The 16,292-nt window shown below is 52.2% G+C and carries 14 protein-coding genes and 1 pseudogene; 10 read left to right on the top strand and 5 right to left on the bottom strand.

The features are described 5' to 3' along the window. Nucleotides 1–1,098 (top strand): glycosyltransferase family 2 protein, encoded by a 1,098-nt coding sequence (locus MKY12_RS21565; protein WP_339249941.1) that lies wholly within the window; start codon nucleotides 1–3, stop codon nucleotides 1,096–1,098. A gap of 177 nt (nucleotides 1,099–1,275) precedes the next feature. Then, the gene (locus MKY12_RS21560) at nucleotides 1,276–1,674 is read left to right on the top strand and encodes a MerR family transcriptional regulator (protein ID WP_339249939.1); all 399 of its coding nucleotides are present in this window, start codon (nucleotides 1,276–1,278) and stop codon (nucleotides 1,672–1,674) included. 91 nt (nucleotides 1,675–1,765) lie between these two features. On the opposite strand, the gene MKY12_RS21555 is transcribed toward MKY12_RS21560, so the two are convergent. Continuing rightward, nucleotides 1,766–2,122 carry a hypothetical protein gene (locus MKY12_RS21555; protein ID WP_339249937.1) on the bottom strand — a complete coding sequence of 119 codons (357 nt, stop codon included), beginning with the start codon at nucleotides 2,120–2,122 and terminating at the stop codon, nucleotides 1,766–1,768. A gap of 208 nt (nucleotides 2,123–2,330) precedes the next feature. Here MKY12_RS21555 and MKY12_RS21550 point away from each other — a divergent pair, with 208 nt between their 5' ends. Further along, nucleotides 2,331–2,609: a hypothetical protein gene (locus tag MKY12_RS21550; RefSeq protein WP_036724000.1), complete on the top strand. Its 279-nt coding sequence runs from the start codon at nucleotides 2,331–2,333 to the stop codon at nucleotides 2,607–2,609. Beyond that, complete coding sequence (locus MKY12_RS21545; RefSeq protein ID WP_036723999.1) at nucleotides 2,599–3,297, top strand: hypothetical protein; 699 nt, start codon at nucleotides 2,599–2,601, stop codon at nucleotides 3,295–3,297. The genes MKY12_RS21550 and MKY12_RS21545 overlap by 11 nt, the downstream gene beginning before the upstream one ends. Nucleotides 3,298–3,322: 25 nt before the next feature. Here the strand turns inward: MKY12_RS21545 and MKY12_RS21540 are convergent, their stop codons facing one another. The 3 genes from MKY12_RS21540 to MKY12_RS21530 all read right to left on the bottom strand — a co-directional run bounded on the left by MKY12_RS21540 (nucleotide 3,323) and on the right by MKY12_RS21530 (nucleotide 7,454). Then, nucleotides 3,323–3,883, bottom strand: a complete 561-nt coding sequence (locus MKY12_RS21540) for an acyltransferase (protein WP_339310700.1) — start codon at nucleotides 3,881–3,883, stop codon at nucleotides 3,323–3,325. A 68-nt stretch (nucleotides 3,884–3,951) separates the two neighbouring features. After that, the gene (locus MKY12_RS21535; RefSeq protein ID WP_339310698.1) at nucleotides 3,952–6,099 is read right to left on the bottom strand and encodes a glycosyltransferase; all 2,148 of its coding nucleotides are present in this window, start codon (nucleotides 6,097–6,099) and stop codon (nucleotides 3,952–3,954) included. Between the two features lie 158 nt (nucleotides 6,100–6,257). Then, nucleotides 6,258–7,454, bottom strand: a complete 1,197-nt coding sequence (locus MKY12_RS21530) for a glycosyltransferase (protein ID WP_339310696.1) — start codon at nucleotides 7,452–7,454, stop codon at nucleotides 6,258–6,260. Nucleotides 7,455–7,632: 178 nt separating this feature from the next. Here MKY12_RS21530 and MKY12_RS21525 point away from each other — a divergent pair, with 178 nt between their 5' ends. The 6 genes and pseudogenes from MKY12_RS21525 to MKY12_RS21500 form a co-directional block, all read left to right on the top strand. Next, complete coding sequence (locus tag MKY12_RS21525) at nucleotides 7,633–8,757, top strand: glycosyltransferase family 2 protein (protein WP_200869524.1); 1,125 nt, start codon at nucleotides 7,633–7,635, stop codon at nucleotides 8,755–8,757. Next, nucleotides 8,754–10,001 carry a glycosyltransferase family 2 protein gene (locus MKY12_RS21520; protein WP_051477914.1) on the top strand — a complete coding sequence of 416 codons (1,248 nt, stop codon included), beginning with the start codon at nucleotides 8,754–8,756 and terminating at the stop codon, nucleotides 9,999–10,001. The genes MKY12_RS21525 and MKY12_RS21520 overlap by 4 nt, the downstream gene beginning before the upstream one ends. A gap of 41 nt (nucleotides 10,002–10,042) precedes the next feature. Continuing rightward, nucleotides 10,043–10,816, top strand: a complete 774-nt coding sequence (locus tag MKY12_RS21515) for a glycosyltransferase family 2 protein (RefSeq protein ID WP_051477913.1) — start codon at nucleotides 10,043–10,045, stop codon at nucleotides 10,814–10,816. A gap of 18 nt (nucleotides 10,817–10,834) precedes the next feature. Continuing rightward, a complete protein-coding gene (locus MKY12_RS21510; protein WP_051477912.1) occupies nucleotides 10,835–11,884 on the top strand; it encodes a sugar phosphate nucleotidyltransferase in 1,050 nt (349 codons plus the stop codon). 218 nt (nucleotides 11,885–12,102) lie between these two features. After that, nucleotides 12,103–13,830, top strand: a complete 1,728-nt coding sequence (locus tag MKY12_RS21505; RefSeq protein ID WP_051477911.1) for a glycosyltransferase — start codon at nucleotides 12,103–12,105, stop codon at nucleotides 13,828–13,830. A 22-nt stretch (nucleotides 13,831–13,852) separates the two neighbouring features. Then, nucleotides 13,853–14,433, top strand: a pseudogene (locus tag MKY12_RS21500) (hypothetical protein); the annotation flags it as partial. A gap of 664 nt (nucleotides 14,434–15,097) precedes the next feature. Here the strand turns inward: MKY12_RS21500 and MKY12_RS21495 are convergent. After that, a complete protein-coding gene (locus MKY12_RS21495; RefSeq protein ID WP_339257572.1) occupies nucleotides 15,098–15,676 on the bottom strand; it encodes a DUF4573 domain-containing protein in 579 nt (192 codons plus the stop codon). Between the last annotated feature and the right edge of the window lie 616 nt (nucleotides 15,677–16,292).

Raw genomic sequence — 16,292 nt, 5'->3', positions numbered from 1 at the left:
ATGATTACTATCAGTCTATGTATGATTGTGCGCGATGAAGAGAACGGCCTGGGCCGGTGCCTGGATGGTGTGAAGGATATTGCGGACGAAATCGTCATTGTCGACACAGGCTCCACGGACCGGACTAAGGAGATTGCTGCGGAATATGGTGCAGTGATTTATGATTTTGAATGGATTGACGATTTCGCGGCAGCACGCAACGAAGCCTTCAGCAAGGCGACTAAGGAATATATTCTGTGGCTGGATGCAGATGATACCATTGAGGAAATTGACCGGGTGCGCTTCAAAAAGCTGAAGGAGACATTATCTCCTCAGTACCAGTCTGTGACTATGCCCTACAATCTGGCCTTCGACAGCGAGGGCAAAGTAACCTCAAGCCTGAGACGCAACCGGCTGGTCCGCCGGGACTGCGGCTTCCAGTGGATCGGACCGGTGCATGAGTATTTGGCGGTTGCCGGCAATACCATAGATAGCGATGTCTGTATTACTCATAAGAAGGATAAGGTTCATACGGACCGCAACCTGCGAATCTACCGCGGGCGTCTGGCCAAGGGCGAGGAGTTCTCGCCGCGTGATCTCTACTACTTCGCGAACGAGCTCCGAGATCATGCGATCCATGAAGAAGCGCTGGAATATTACGAGAAGTTCCTGCAGACCGGCCAGGGCTGGGTTGAGGATAACTATCAGGCCTGCCTGAAGATGGCGGAATGCCACGGGCATCTGAACAACAAGTCCGGGAAAATGAGCGCGTTGTATCGTACCCTGAACTATGATATCCCCCGTTCCGAATTCTGCTGCCGCCTGGGAAGTGAATTCGTAGAAGCTGGAGAGTTCGGGCGGGCGATCTACTGGTTCGAACAGGCGATTACGCTGCCGCGAAGATCTACCCTGGGACTTCAGGATATGACCTCTACCACCTGGGTGCCACATCTGCAATTGTGCGTATGCTATGACCGCCTGGGTCAATACATGAAGGCTAATTATCATAATGAGACAGCACTATTCTATTATCCTACACACCCAAGTATGCTGCATAACCGGAAATATTATAAAGAACTCCTGGGTGATTCCTTCAGCGAATTATTTAAAGTCTCTTAAGCAGGTAATCTGCTGCTTCCAAGGCAGCATAATAGACAGGCAACGTTCTCCGGAGCGGGCCTGTCTATTTATTTTGCGGGACGATAATTAGATAAATAGGTATTTTTACACATTTATTGCGAGGCACATGAATACCATTAAAGTAAATAAGTCCACCTAAAATAAAGGAGTGAGGTTATGGTACGCCATTACACCCAACTGGAAATCATTAATTTATCGAAATTGCCTCCGACCACAGTGAAGAGATGGCTGGAATATTTCTCTTACTTCGTACCGGGGACCCGGCAAGGAGATCAGACACTCTATCCCTATGAAACTTTGAAACTGCTAAAAAGGATCAGTGAGCTGCGCATGGAACGCTACCATCTAAGCACCATTGTGCGCCTGCTGATCGAGGAGGGATTCCCGATGTACAGCAAAAGTGAACAAGAGCTTCCCGTACCAGAGCGAACGGAAAACCGTATGACCGAGGCCCCGGAGCCGGACAGACAGCAGCAGCTTGTGGCCTCGCTCTCCTCCCTGGCCAATGAGCTGATCCGGATTGCGGATCATCTCAATCACTGGAAGGTGCAATAGGCTGCACAAACTTGGGAGAATTCTGCGAGCGGCTCCTTTCATGATCAGGGCTTGTCCATTTCTAGCCGCGAGAAAGAATGACGGTTGCCCGCTATTCTTCATCTTCCTCAATTTCAGTAGTTAGTTCTTCTTCCAGCAATCGCTCCGACAAGGCACCAGAGTCACTCAGCAAACGCAGAATCCGGTCCATCTTGCTGAGACTAAGCCACTGGCCCTTGGTAATCTCTTCGAGCAATCTGGCGGTTGTATTATTCAACTGGATCATGTTGACAAAGTTCATATTTCCGGGATTAGACAGCACGAAGGCCTGCATCGCTTCTGCTTCTGCGTTGATAATGTGAGACAAAGACATCTCGTTGATTGCGATAGAGGTGAGCAGGAGAGAGATGCTTTCCTCCCGCGTAAGCGAGATATCGGGAGTTATATTGGGGATGTGGGGCATTGACATGCAGATCTCCTCCAAAACGTGAAAGGTTGCTTTGCGCTTAATTATCTAGTCATAGCTATGTATACTTCAGGCACAGATTGTCCTATTCCTGTTATTCTCTGAAATCCGCCAAATCCGATATACCTGGGACAAATGGTGATAGGGACAAGTCAAAAGCACATATATATAACAGTAACTAATCAAAGCAGGCAGCGGGGGGGATGAAGCGATGCTACAGCGGGAACGGTTGATCAAAGCGATTATTCTGGCTGCGGCGCTGGAGGAAGAAGCGGTCTCGGCTCTGATTGCAGTTGAAATCCGCAAGCTGGAATATATGTATGATGATGAATACGGCTGGGAAGAAGAATTAGAGATGGGGGGGCTTGACGCCCTGCAGGAGGCGGTGGCCAGAATCATCACGGCCCTGGCCCAGCATCAGGCCATGATCTGCCGGACGCTGGAAACCAGCAGACGGCTGGTGCGAGAGGTAAATGGGTATGAAGGCTGAAGCCCGGAAATCGGAGGATGAGCTATTGGTAGAGGCGATTCATAAAACAATGGGACAGATGGAGCAGCTGAAGCAGGCTTGTCTGCGGCTCTCGGTCAATGCGGATGACGAGCTGGCGCTGTTCATGCGCGAGACAGAACGGCTGCTTGAACGAGCTCAGTCCACAGGCCGGGAGGCTGAGAGGCAAGAACCGGAGCATCGGGAGCAGGTATCCACCGTTATCAAGCAGACAATCCGTCCTGCAGATGCCTATGTATCCGGGGGCAAATATCTCTATAATACGGGTAAGTCCGTCCGGTTCATCCAGCGGCGCTCCGCGCAGGCCACGCGCAAGCGGACGTCCCATAAGAAGCGAGGACGGACAGTAGGAGTGCGCGCAGCCAGCGAACGCAAGCGGCAGCAGCGGCAACAGCTGAAGCCTGCTATCCAGCCGCAGCAGCCAAAGAGGGTAGTGGAGCCGCAGCAGCCGAAGAAGGCAGCGGAGTGGCAGCAGCCAAAGAAGGCAGCGGAGTGGCAGCAGCCGAAGAAAGCGTCGGAGCGGCAGCAGCCGAAGAAGACGGCGGAACGGCAGCAGCCGAAGAAGTCGGTGGAACGGCAGCAGCCGAAGAGTACGCAATCTATGAATAGCCAGCCGTCCGTTGACTATCAGGGGATCAGAATCTCGTCCAACCTGAAGTACTCCCTATAAGGTGCTTTTTATTCTACGATCAACATCAGCCCTCGCCGGGCAGCTGCCATACTCCCGCTTCGGGATCATAGGCATTCACCACTCTGGCGGGATTGCCCGCCGCGATGCAGTAATCCGGCAAATCCCGGGTTACCACACTGTTAGGTGTAACCCGGCAGCCCTTGCCAATCGTTACGTTACCCACAACGACGCAGTGGGCACCAAGCTCGCTGCCTGCACCGATCCTCACCTGATGGCTGGCAGTGGTGATCCACTGGTCGCGAATGGGAATGCCGATCTGGCGGTACTGATGGTTAGTGTCGGCAATATAGACATCTGGCCCGACGATGACATTATCTTCCAGAGTCACGCTGTTCGCAGCGGTAATGATCAGATTGCGGCTGCAGCTGCAGCCGTCTCCGATCGAAATGGCCGGCGATTCTTCCTTACCGGGATGAACTACCGTGAACCAGCTATTCTCCTGAATAAGCACATTGCGACCGATAGCGACTTTCTCCGGACAGTTGATATCGGTCTTAAGCACAATCAGACTGCCGGGTCCGAAGGTACTGAAGCGTTGTTGAAATTCCGGGCTGATACCTTCCATGCACTGATGCCTCCTTATAATGGACCGGACAAGCCTGCTGCTGCGGCCTGCCCGGCGGCTATGTAGCCTCAGATATTTAGATGCTTAACCTGAATCTTGTGCAGCCGTTCATGCAGTTCTGGATAATAGGATTCATCCTGGTAAGCTGCAACAAAAATCTGCGGGAAATCTTCGGGCTGCAACTGCTGAAGATTCTTCTCCAGCATGTAGTTGTACCACCAGAGCAAGAAGGTATGGGAGATTTGCTTCTTCTCGGCTGCCAATACGGCTGCCTCCAATCCGTTATCCAGGAAGTAATGAAGAATCCCAAGGTATGATTGAATGAATGTCCGTGCGAAGCTGTAACCTCCTGCAATCTTGTCGCTGCTGGTCAGCAGCTTGCGGTGATACACACAATAATCTGGAGTAATCTCTAGAATAGAGAGCTCCAGATAGACCTGGATAAGATTCGAATCGATGAAAAGCTCAGGCGTGGCAATCTGTTCGAATTCCTTCCTGCGCATAATGATTCCCGACAGAAATGTACTATAGATCGAGACCTGCTCAACATACTTGCTGATCCCCGAGCCCCGGTTCATCACTCCGGTGTTACTAAGGATATCTAGAAAGAGCAGGCTACAGTTCCGGTTCTGTTCGATCAGGTTATACAAGGCTTCGACGGAGCCGGGGAGCCAGTAATCATCGCCGCCGTGAAGCTTGATGAATTCGCCCTTGGCATAGCCTGCACATTTCAGGGTATTGCGGTCAGTTCCTTCATTAAGTTCATTGCGGTAGTAGTGAAGGTTAGGATAGCTGGCCTGATACTTCCGCACCAGCTCTTCCGTGTGATCTGTGGAGCCATCATCTGATACGATGATTTCGAAATCTTCCTGTCTGGCATTCTGACTGTAAATACTCTTCAGGCAAAGGTCGAGCTCTTGTTCGCAGTTATAGGCAGGGATACAAATACTTATAAGCGGTTGCGGAACAGTCTCTATTGCGTGACGCTCAGCTTCCTCGCTGGGCAATCCGTTAGTCTTCAGCCACTTCCTGGAGTCGGGATCAAATTGCTTGATTACTCTGGCAGGTGTACCCGCAGCTACGCAGTAGTCAGGAATTACCGTGCCGGATACAACGACTGACCCCGCGCCTATGACACAGCCCTTACCGATGGATACCTCCCCGGCTATAACGGTGTTGGCGCCAATCCAGCTCCCAGCACCGATGGTTACGGTATGGCTCCAGGAAGTCACCCCCTGCTTCATGACGGGGAGATGAATATTCTCATAAGCAGGATTGTGATCGGATATATGCACATTAGGTGATATGGCGACCTGGGCGCCAATAATTAACCGGTTGACTGCCGACAGGCTGCACCGGCGTCCGATCTCGCTTCCTGCACCAATCTGGATACGCGGTTCGCTGACAATATTATTATAGGGGAGCGAAAGAGAACAATCTGCCTGCAGCTTGACTTCATTGCCCAGAGCAATTCCGGCCGTACCTGACAATTCGCAGGATGGATGAATGCTGCAGCCGCTGCCGAGCCGGTGGAACCGGTGCTGGCCATGGTGTTTGCCATAGCCGTAATATTCAAGGAAAATGTGCCGGGCCTTCTCCATAGCAGTGCTTCGGTCCGGGATACCGCAGTTATGCAGACACCAGGGCAGAAGCTGCTTGGGAACACCTACTTCATAGCCGCTGCTGATGAATTCCTGACTGTGTGAAGCGTCATAGAAGTGTGAGCCGGTGAACAAATCCTTGCGCCAGGGGAGGTCGTACTGTGTTGCCATCAGCAGTCCGCTGAGCGTCTCCACCGCTTCATATTCATCCACCGGCTGCATCAATTCAAGAGGCTGAAGTGCGCCTGTATAGCTATCAATCACTTTACCGAACTTCTGTGATGCGTCCTGCCATATACCGGAAGACGGAAGCGTCTTAGCGCCGACGGTTCCTAACATGCCGAGTGACGGATAACGGGAGAACAGCCGGACGATGTCTTCAAGAAATTGGGGATTCAGGATATGGACATCCTGATGAATATACACCTTATACTTGGCATCTGACTGGCGCATGGCCTGATCGTACCCCGCTGCCAGGCCGGAGGCATTCCTGACGATTTGCAGATCTACGGTGAATCCATCCGGTTTGAGTAATTGCTTAAGATTTTTCTGGCTGCGTTCCGCTAATTCCTCATTATTCACACACATGATAAAACAAATTTTACGTTCATCCATGTCGCTGACATCCTCTCCTTTGTCCTCAGTACCAGGCATCCCTGTCATTTACCGGACTTCATGGACCCGAAGTTTACGCCTTAAGATCTCTGCCTGTTCATTGTCTATATATATTCGGTTAATGGTCAAAGATCATTTTTTTTTGGCAATAGCCGTAATTACGGAGCTGATCCGATGTGCCGCCCGGCTTCGGTCATGGTATACCGGCACAGGCAGAACTGCGGATTCAATTGCAATAATGCATGTTGCCGGGATACCCATGGGTCCAGAAAATTTGTGGCTTGTACAGAATCGGCAGTACGCTCCCAATCCTTTCGGTTCAGAACAACAGGGAGAGGAGGGGACGAGGAGGACGCTGTAAGCCTGACAAATTCAGATAGTCCCTTCAGCTGTTCAGGCTGTGGAGTGCTGCGGATGAACACGGGCTGAATCAGGATGATCGCACAGTCAGGATGGGTATGCAGCACGTTCAGAAAAGGAAGAAGAGAGTTAGGCATGAAGGAGTCTCCCGGCTCATGCAGCATAATGAATTTCCCGTGCCCCCTATCCGCAGCCTGACTTGCAAGAGAACCTCCTGCTGCAAGATCTGGGTCGCTGTGATACCGGAAGCTGCGGTACAGTTGCCCATAGTGGTGCCCCACCTCTGCGGTCTCCTCGGACGAAGCGTCGTCCAGGACGCAGACCTCCATTAATCCATCATCATCCACCTGAGCATAAATTGACTCCAGACAGCGTCTTAGCTCTACAGCCTGTTTACGTACGGGTATGCAAATGGATAGCAGAGGTTCCCTGCTTCTGCGGTCCAATACCCTACGAGCCTCCGCCTCGCTATCTACCCTGATCCACTCTCCGCTAGACGGCTCATAGATGCGGCGGAATTCAGCAGGGTTGCCGGCAACAACACAGTAATCCGGCACATCCCGAAGAACTACGCTGCCTGCACCGACTACACAGCCTTTGCCAATCTTCACAGGGCCCAGAATAGAGGAGTGTGCTCCGATCCATGAGCCTTCACCGATTATTAACGTGTCAGAAGGGTTACCTCCCTTCTCCCAATCTTGCCTGGCGTCATTAATATACACATGCGGACCTGTGATCACATCGGCCTTCAATTCTACTCTACCTGTTGCCGTGATCGTCAGGAACCGGCTGCATTCACAACGGTCCCCGATCACGATACGGGGTGAGCCATTCTTGGCGGGAGAGGGGATATCCCAACGGTAACCCTCACGCACCAGCACACTAGTACCGATTGCCGTCTGTTCTGGTAACGATAACACACCGTCCGAGGCAATCCTGGAGCCTGTGCCGTAACGATATAAACGATAGTAGAGCGAGGGGGAAATCGTATGCATATGCTCCTCCTTCAATTGGGGTGAGAAGATCATTGCAGGGGTGTCTGTACTAGCTTATGAACCGGAATGGAATTCATGCAGGCAAATCCGGCCGAATGATCCGTCAGGGCCGGCATATACATATACGAGAAATCCGGTAAGTCCGGATATTCAGAATCTGCAAGAAGGAGGAGAAGACTTGCCGACGATCAGCTTGTGTATGATTGTACGCAATGAAGAGAAGAGCCTGGGACGATGCCTGTCATCGGTCGCGGATATTATGGATGAGATCGTCATCGTGGACACCGGCTCAACAGACCGTACCAAAGAGATTGCGGCCGTATATGGCGCCACAATCTATGATTTTGAGTGGATCGATGATTTCGCAGCCGCCCGCAATTATGCATTCGCCCAAGCGACCTGTGAGTATATCATGTGGCTGGATGCAGATGATGTCATTGAGGAGATCGACCGGGAGCGGTTCAAGACTCTGAAGGCTACAATGACTTCCGAATATCATGCGGTATCTATGTCTTATATTCTCATAACGGATGAACATGGGAAATCGCTCTACAGCTTCAGACGCAACCGTCTGATCAGACGCGATTGCGGGTTCAGGTGGACCGGGGCTGTTCATGAATATATTGAAGTCACCCCGCCTGTGCTTGAGAGCGACGTATGCGTTACGCATAAGAAAGACAAGGAATATACGCAGCGTAACCTTGATATCTTCCGCAAAATGATAGCCAAGGGCAAGCCGTTTACCGCCAGAGACCGGATCTATTACTCTAATGAGCTATACGATCATGGCTACTACCATGAGGCGCTGGAGAACTATGAGCGTTTCTTGTCAGAAGGTGAAGGCTGGGTCGAGGATAATATTCAGGCATGCTTGAGGTTGGCGGACAGCCATGCGGCGCTGGGGCAAAAACAGGAGCAACTGCTATCCATGTGCCGTACTTTCGACTATGATCTCCCGCGTCCGGAAACCTGCTGTAAGATAGGCTTTTATTTCATGGAATTACAACAATATGAACAGGCGGTGTACTGGTTCAAGATGGCAGCGTCCCTCCCTAAGGTCAGTGAACCGGGAACGGAGGCTTATTCCGCCGGTACATGGCTCCCGAATCTGCAGCTCTGTGTCTGCTACGATAAACTGGGAGACCACCAATACGCTGACTATTGCAATGAGGTTTCTTTCGCACACTATCCGTCAAATCCCAGTGCGATATACAACCGCGATTATTATACGAACCTGCTCGGAGGCAAGCATGTAGAGTTTAATTGCCCTGTACAAAAAGAACAAAAGGAGTTGTTCCAGTGAAGACGAGCATTATCATTCTTACCCTTAATCAGTTGTCTTTAACAGTTCAATGTCTGGAGAGCATCAAGCGAAATACTCCCGAAGAACATGAGATTATTATTGTTGACAATGGCTCAAGTGACGAAACCGTGCCATTCCTGAACAGTCATTATCCTGAACTGAAGCTGATTGAGAACAAGGAGAACCTGGGATTTGCCAAAGGCTGCAATCAAGGGGGAGAAGCGTCAGAAGGCGAAGCAGTTCTGTTCATTAACAATGATACTGTTGTTCCCCCAGGGTGGCTGGCTCCCATGCTCCATGCATTGAACAGTGACAGTGCGGTCGGCATGTCAGGACCTGTTACGAATTATATCAGCGGACATCAGCGTATTCCGGTGACTTACAGTGAACTTAAGGATATGGAGACATTCGCGGCAGAGTACTGTGAAGCAAAGCGTGGGCAGGTACAGGAGGTCCGCCGCCTGATCGGCTTCTGTCTGTTGGTCAAGCGCAGTGTTCTGGATGAGATTGGCTGGTTCGATGAACGATACGGTCTGGGGAATTACGAGGATGACGACCTGTGCCTGCGGGCGATCCAGCATGGGTATAAGCTCCTGATTGCGGAGGATTCATTCATCCACCATATCGGCCATGCCAGTATGGGGCAGACCTCTTCTTTCGATCTTCAAACGCTTTTGCAGCAGAACAAGAAGAAGGCTTTTCAGAAATGGGGTGCGGATATTCACAGCCTGATCTATAGTCCACCCGTGCGCGTATGCGTGGGAATTATTGCATCCGGCAATGAAGCCGCACTGGAAGAGACACTCGCTTCGTTTGCAGAGGTAACAGAACAAATAATTGTCGTGGACCCTTCCGGCAATGAACGCATCGCGCAAACCGCTGCCCGCTATACACGGCAGGTCTACACTGTGAAGGGGGAGCTGGACATGCGGATGTTGCGGGAATGGATCGTCCATATGGCAACGGAGCCTTACATTCTCTGGCTGCAGGAGGGTGATGTGCTCACTGCAGATGAGCGCCGGAGATTCATTGGTCTTAAGCTGTCCCTCTTTCACCAATATCAAGTGGTCTCCCTCCGCTGTGCGGAAGGTGCCCGGTATATGATCAGACAGGATAGCGGCAAGCTCTATCCAGAGGATATTGAGCAGCCAAGGCAGAGTCCATTCTTTGGTATCGTCAGCCATGCTACCATCAGCACCCGGTTAACTGCTGCAGACCGAGAGACTGCCGCGTCCAGGCAATAGAAATATAAGAAGGTGAAGAATATTTTAACAGGAGGGCAATCATGGAACAAGATCTGGTAACGGTTGCTATATTAGCTAAGGACAAGGCGCATGTACTGCCGCTCTATCTGGAACTTATAGAGCGGCAGACGTATCCTGCCTCAAGGATCAAACTGTACATTCGGACCAACAACAACAATGACCGGACTGAAGAGATCCTTAGAGAATGGGTCGAACGGGTGGGCGAGAGATACCATGAGGTGCATTTGGATACCAGTGATGTGGAAGAGCCTGTACAGGACTATGCTCCGCATGAATGGACTTATGAACGCTTAAGAGTAATCGGCAGGCTGCGCCAAGAGTCAATTGAATGGGCTAAATCGAGAAATACCCATTATTTTGTAGCAGATTGCGATAATTTCATTGCCCCGGATACGCTGGAGAGCCTGCTCTCTACGAATCTGCCGGTGGTCGGGCCACTGCTTACTGTGGCTGAGGCTCCGTTAAGTCTATATTCCAACTATCATAATATGGTGGATGAAGATGGTTACTTCAAGAGCAACGACTTGTATTTCTATTACTTATATCAGAACGTGAAAGGTCTTGTGCAGGTTGACGTCATCCATTGCACCTATGTGATGCGCCGTGACATTCTGGAGCATGTCCGGTACGGTGACGGCACCAACCGCTACGAATATGTCATTATGAGCGACGGTTTGAGAAAGGCGGGAATTCCCCAATACCTGGATAACCGCAAAAAGTACGGAATGCTGACCTTTTGGGATACCGAAGAGCAGTTCAGCGCAGTTAATCTGACTGCAGATGACTTCCAGTAGGGGAAGGAGGAATGAACCATGAAGCTAGTGCTTCTATCCGGTGGTTCCGGCACACGCTTATGGCCGCTCTCCAGCAGTATCCGGAGCAAGCAGTTCCTTCAGGTGCTGCCTGCTCCGGGAGGCGGGCGCGAGTCCATGCTTCAGCGGATCTGGCGGCAGTTGTCGGCTGCAGGCCTCGGCCATGAAGTCTATATTGCAACGTCAAGCGGACAAGAGACATTGATCCGCAAGCAACTTCGCACAGCTCCGAAGGTCATTATTGAACCGCGGCGCAGGGATACCTTTCCTGCAGTCAGTCTTGCCTCAGCCTATCTATACTCGGTGGAGAAGATATCACCCGAGGAGACGGTTATTGTGCTGCCGGTAGATGCTTACGTGAGCGACGAATTCTTCTTCAAGCTGACAGAACTGGATGAGGCGCTGCGCCACTCCGGTGCGGAAATTGCTTTGCTTGGTGCGAGGCCAGAAGGCCCGTCAGGGAAATATGGTTACATTGTTCCAGCCCTATCCGCTGTCTCTTCAGCAGGGAAGCAGGAGAATCCGGCCTATGTGCAGGTCGATTGCTTCGTGGAGAAGCCAGACAGGCAGGCGGCAGAGGCACTGCTAGAGCAGCAGGCGATGTGGAATTGCGGCATCTTCGCTTTCCGGTTATGCGATCAGCTCAACCGGCTGGAAGCAGCAGGCTTCCCAAGGGATTATGCAGAGCTGCAGAGGCAATACCACCTCCTTCCCAAGAGCAGCTTCGATGTTGAGGTGTTGGAAGGCAACAACCGTCTGATCTGTGTGCCCTATCACGACGGATGGAAGGACTTGGGGACCTGGAACACGCTCTCTGAAGAATTGGCCTCCTCCGTTCTGGGATGGGGCCACATCAGTGCGGACTCCTTGAATTGCCAGATTGTCAACGAGCTGGATATTCCGGTCATACTTGTCGGGCTGGATGATGTGATCGTAGCGGCGGGTCCCGGGGGTATTCTGGTTGCCCGTAAAGATGCAGCAGATCATCTGAAGCATTTGCTTCCAGCATCGGACCAGGAAAAACGGAAGGAATACATTCCCGGCGATTGATGCCGGTAACGCCCAAGGATTTCATATTTAGATTGTCCGACTTTATCCGACAATGTTCTATGCGGGCAGAAACCGTCATAAGGTTAAGAGGTGATGTCAATCAATGTGTATCACCTGACCGGATTCGTCCGCATAGTCCGGTAAATCCATTATGGAAGGAGGCAGTCCCGTTATGGCAGAACACAGCGAGGGCGACCGTCCCACTAATCTCCCTGTGCATGATCGTCAAGGATGAAGAGCCCTGGATTGCACGCTGTCTGTCAAGCGTACGCGCAGGGGTAGATGAGATCATTATTGTGGATACGGGCTCCCGTGACAGGACGATGGACATTGCCCGCGGCTTCGGCGCAACCATTCTTCAATTTCCCTGGAAGGAGAGCTTCGGGGAAGCCCGCAATTATAGCCTCATTCATGCAAGAGGGGAATGGATACTATGGATGGATGCCGACGAAGAGCTCGCTGTGAATGATGCGCTGAAGCTTCGAATGGTGAGCACTCTTCAGGAACACAAACTGGCCTCTGTGGAAACGATCCATTTCAATGGTCTGTTCCGGCCTCAGGCGCATGAAGCTTACCGGCTGGCTCAGTGCCGCTTGTTCCGTAACGGAGAGGGGGTTCATTTCACTGGAGGCATTCATGAACAATTGAGCTGGCCCGACACCTATACCCGGGAGGATACCAGCACTCCGTTCCAGCTTCCAGTCCGGCTATTTCATTATGGATATCTCCAGTCCGTGACTACTCTTAAATCGAAACATGAACGCAATTTGAAGCTGCTGCAGGAAGCTGTAACAGACAATCCGAACCCCGATCCGTGGAGTCTTTACCATATAGCAAGTGAGTATCAGCGGGTGGGGAAGTATGCACTTGCTTTCGAGCAGGTTAATCAGGCCATTGCCGCTTCGCTGGGGCAGAGAAGATTGCCGCCATCGCTTTTTTACAAGCTCAAGTATGGCTGTCTGTTGGCGATGGGCAGCTTCAGAGAAGGCTGGCCTGGCATTGAGAAGGCCATCAGTCTCTACCCGGATTATGTGGACCTGCATCTGTATAAGGGCTGCATTCTTATGCATACCGACCAGGTAGAGGCTGCGACTTCCGCTTTCGAGCATTGTCTGACGCTTGGAGAGAATGCTCTTCATTATATGGTTCTCAAGGGTGCGGGAACCTTTTACCCCTGTTATTATATCGGGAACTGTTATGAGCTAAGGGGTATGTCTGGTGAATCCAGAGTCTGGTACCGCAGAGCGCTGGAGTATTCCCCCTCATTCAAGGAAGCGGCGGAGAAGCTAGCTCATCTGGAAGATGATCTGCAAGCGGTGGAAGAGGTTCCTTCGGGTGTGCGCAGCTTCTCTGTACCTTCTCATCGGAAAAATTCCCTTCGTTGTAATACGACTCCTGCTAATGCCTGGTCAGTAATCGTAATGCTCTGCAAGGGAGATGGTCCGTTCTCTGCTCTGCGGGAATGGGCAGCCAAGTGGCAGCCGTTCGCCGATCAATGGATCGTGCTCGACGGTGGAATAGGCGCAGACGCTGATAAGCTTGCCAGTGTACTAAGTGCACATGTTCTTCCTCTCCCCTCCGAGGAAGAACAGTCACAGCTATGGGGAAGATTGGAAGGGCTCCTTACCTCTTCCCACGTACTATGGCTGAATCCCTACGAAGAAGTGAGGGAAGAGGAGAGGGAAGCACTATCTGCAATGAAGACTTCACAAGCCAGTCCGTATTCCATGTTCTCTCTTAATCTATGCTTGCAGGCTGGTGAAGTAGAACAGGAACACTGGGTGGTAGAGAGGAATCGTCTTGCGGTACGGGAGGCTGTTCTTGGCTGCAATCCGATCATTGGAGAGCTTATAGCATTACCTGGAGATGTCAGCCGGAGTAGTACTATTATACTTAAGAACAGACAGCCTTCAAGAAAGAACAGATATTTAAACCAAGAAATTTGAAAGGGGATTACAGATTATGCCTATAGGAGTTACAGGACCAACAGGACCAACAGGGACTACGGGGAAAGATGGTAAGGGTGGAATAAATGGAGGCCCTGGTTCAAAAGGTAGCGATGGAAGCACCGGAGTAACTGGAGTGACGGGTCATACCGGAGCAACGGGAGCAGGGAACACGGGGATGACCGGAGCAACGGGGGCAGGAAATACGGGATTAACGGGGATGACCGGAGCGACGGGGGCAGGAAATACGGGATTAACGGGGATGACCGGAGCAACAGGAGCAGGGAACTGACCGGAGCAACGGGAGCAGGGAACACGGGAATGACCGGAGCAACAGGAGCAGGGAACACGGGAATGACCGGAGCAACGGGAGCAGGGAACACGGGAATGACCGGAGCAACGGGAGCAGGGAACACGGGAATGACTGGAGCAACGGGAGCAGGGAACACGGGAATGACTGGAGCAACGGGAGCAGGAAACACGGGATTAACGGGATTAACCGGTTTTACTGGAGTTACGGGATTAACCGGGTTAACTGGAGTTACAGGACAAACGGGGATGACCGGGATTACAGGTTCAATCACTTCTATTTTTGGAACATATGTAGTTAATGGGTACACTGTTGCGAGTACCGCTAATACTCCCATTGGATTTTTTAATGCGTTAGTAACTGATCCTGCAGAATCAATCGGGTTACAGGGCGGCGATACTTTTGCATTGCCTGGAGGGCATATGTATCATGTCTCAATTCAAGCTTCTGTTCAATATACGAGTACTGTGTCACCTGGCATTGCGATTTCATTGGATGGCAGTATTGATTCATTTCATGTATTTTATTCAGGAGCTGAGGTTCCAGGAAGTAACAGACCCGTTACTCCGGTGTCTGCGGTGGTAATTATAGATGCTTTAGACGGACCTAAAAATATGCAGGTAGTACTCGTTGAAGCTGGTACAAGAATATCAACGGATATTATTAATTCTCCGAATGGTTTTGTAGCTGCTTCTGTGACTATTTTGGCCTTAATGTAATTGCGGAATGTACTTTCCTCTCAAGTAAATAAAATTTGAAACGGATACCATCCTTATCTAAGGGTGTGTACCCGTTTCTTACTATCTTGGGAGTTAGAAATAAGGTTAAGAGTATTTTATTATATCATTGGAAATTCATGACAGCGAGGAGTTGACAACTAATGGCTACAGGACCAACCGGAGTAACAGGACCAACCGGACCAACAGGCACCACAGGGCCTCTTGGCAGGAGCGGAAGTCAAGGTACAAGAGGTAGCGTTGGATCGACAGGCTTCACAGGGCAAACCGGTCGTACTGGACTCACAGGAGAGACTGGAGCGACAGGTCTTACGGGTGAGACTGGTTCAACAGGTCTTACAGGTGAGACCGGGGCGACGGGGCTGACGGGAGAGACTGGAGCGACGGGGCTGACGGGAGAGACCGGTGCGACAGGGCTGACTGGCGAGACCGGTGCGACAGGACTGACGGGAGAGACCGGAGCGACAGGACTGACGGGAGAGACCGGAGCGACAGGACTCACGGGAGAGACCGGAGCGACAGGACTCACGGGAGAGACCGGAGCAACGGGGCTGACGGGAGAGACCGGAGCGACAGGGCTGACGGGAGAGACCGGAGCAACGGGGCTCACGGGAGAGACTGGAGCAACGGGGCTGACGGGAGAAACGGGAGCAACGGGGCTGACTGGTGAGACTGGAGCGACGGGACTTACGGGAGAGACTGGAGCGACGGGGCTGACTGGTGAGACCGGAGCGACGGGGCTGACGGGAGAAACCGGAGCAACGGGTCTTACGGGAGAGACCGGGGCGACAGGGCTCACAGGTGAAACGGGTGCAACGGGGCTGACGGGAGAGACTGGAGCGACAGGGCTGACCGGAGAGACTGGAGCGACGGGGCTGACTGGCGAGACCGGAGCAACGGGGCTTACGGGAGAGACCGGAGCAACGGGGCTCACGGGAGAGACTGGTGCAACGGGGCTGACTGGCGAGACTGGAGCGACGGGGCTCACGGGAGAGACTGGAGCAACGGGGCTTACGGGAGAAACGGGAGCAACGGGGCTGACTGGTGAGACTGGAGCGACAGGGCTAACTGGTGAGACTGGTGCGACGGGGCTTACGGGAGAAACGGGAGCAACAGGGCTTACGGGAGAAACGGGAGCAACAGGGCTCACGGGCGAGACCGGAGCAACGGGGCTGACTGGCGAGACTGGTGCAACAGGGCTCACAGGAGAAACGGGAGCGACAGGACTCACGGGAGAGACCGGAGCAACGGGGCTGACGGGAGAGACCGGGGCGACAGGGCTGACTGGTGAGACTGGTGCGACAGGGCTGACGGGAGAGACCGGAGCAACGGGGCTTACAGGTGAGACTGGAGCGACTGGGCTCACGGGTGAGACTGGAGCGACGGGGCTTACCGGAGAAACGGGAGCGACAGGG

This window comes from Paenibacillus sp. FSL M7-0896 (assembly GCF_037975415.1).
In the GTDB taxonomy this organism is placed as follows: domain Bacteria; phylum Bacillota; class Bacilli; order Paenibacillales; family Paenibacillaceae; genus Paenibacillus_AQ; species Paenibacillus_AQ silagei.
Note: the sequence above shows the minus strand (reverse complement) of the source record. Positions and strands in the feature narration are given on the sequence as shown.

Bases quoted from the DNA above. Each gene is read 5' to 3' on its own strand.
- MKY12_RS21560 (WP_339249939.1), top strand. From the start codon at position 1,276: ATGGTACGCCATTACACCCAACTGGAAATCATTAATTTATCGAAATTG.
- MKY12_RS21505 (WP_051477911.1), top strand. From the start codon at position 12,103: ATGATCGTCAAGGATGAAGAGCCCTGGATTGCACGCTGTCTGTCAAGC.
- MKY12_RS21550 (WP_036724000.1), top strand. From the start codon at position 2,331: ATGCTACAGCGGGAACGGTTGATCAAAGCGATTATTCTGGCTGCGGCG.
- MKY12_RS21565 (WP_339249941.1), top strand. From the start codon at position 1: ATGATTACTATCAGTCTATGTATGATTGTGCGCGATGAAGAGAACGGC.
- MKY12_RS21510 (WP_051477912.1), top strand. From the start codon at position 10,835: ATGAAGCTAGTGCTTCTATCCGGTGGTTCCGGCACACGCTTATGGCCG.
- MKY12_RS21530 (WP_339310696.1), bottom strand. From the start codon at position 7,454: ATGCATACGATTTCCCCCTCGCTCTACTATCGTTTATATCGTTACGGC.
- MKY12_RS21535 (WP_339310698.1), bottom strand. From the start codon at position 6,099: ATGGATGAACGTAAAATTTGTTTTATCATGTGTGTGAATAATGAGGAA.
- MKY12_RS21555 (WP_339249937.1), bottom strand. From the start codon at position 2,122: ATGTCAATGCCCCACATCCCCAATATAACTCCCGATATCTCGCTTACG.
- MKY12_RS21545 (WP_036723999.1), top strand. From the start codon at position 2,599: ATGAAGGCTGAAGCCCGGAAATCGGAGGATGAGCTATTGGTAGAGGCG.
- MKY12_RS21515 (WP_051477913.1), top strand. From the start codon at position 10,043: ATGGAACAAGATCTGGTAACGGTTGCTATATTAGCTAAGGACAAGGCG.
- MKY12_RS21540 (WP_339310700.1), bottom strand. From the start codon at position 3,883: ATGGAAGGTATCAGCCCGGAATTTCAACAACGCTTCAGTACCTTCGGA.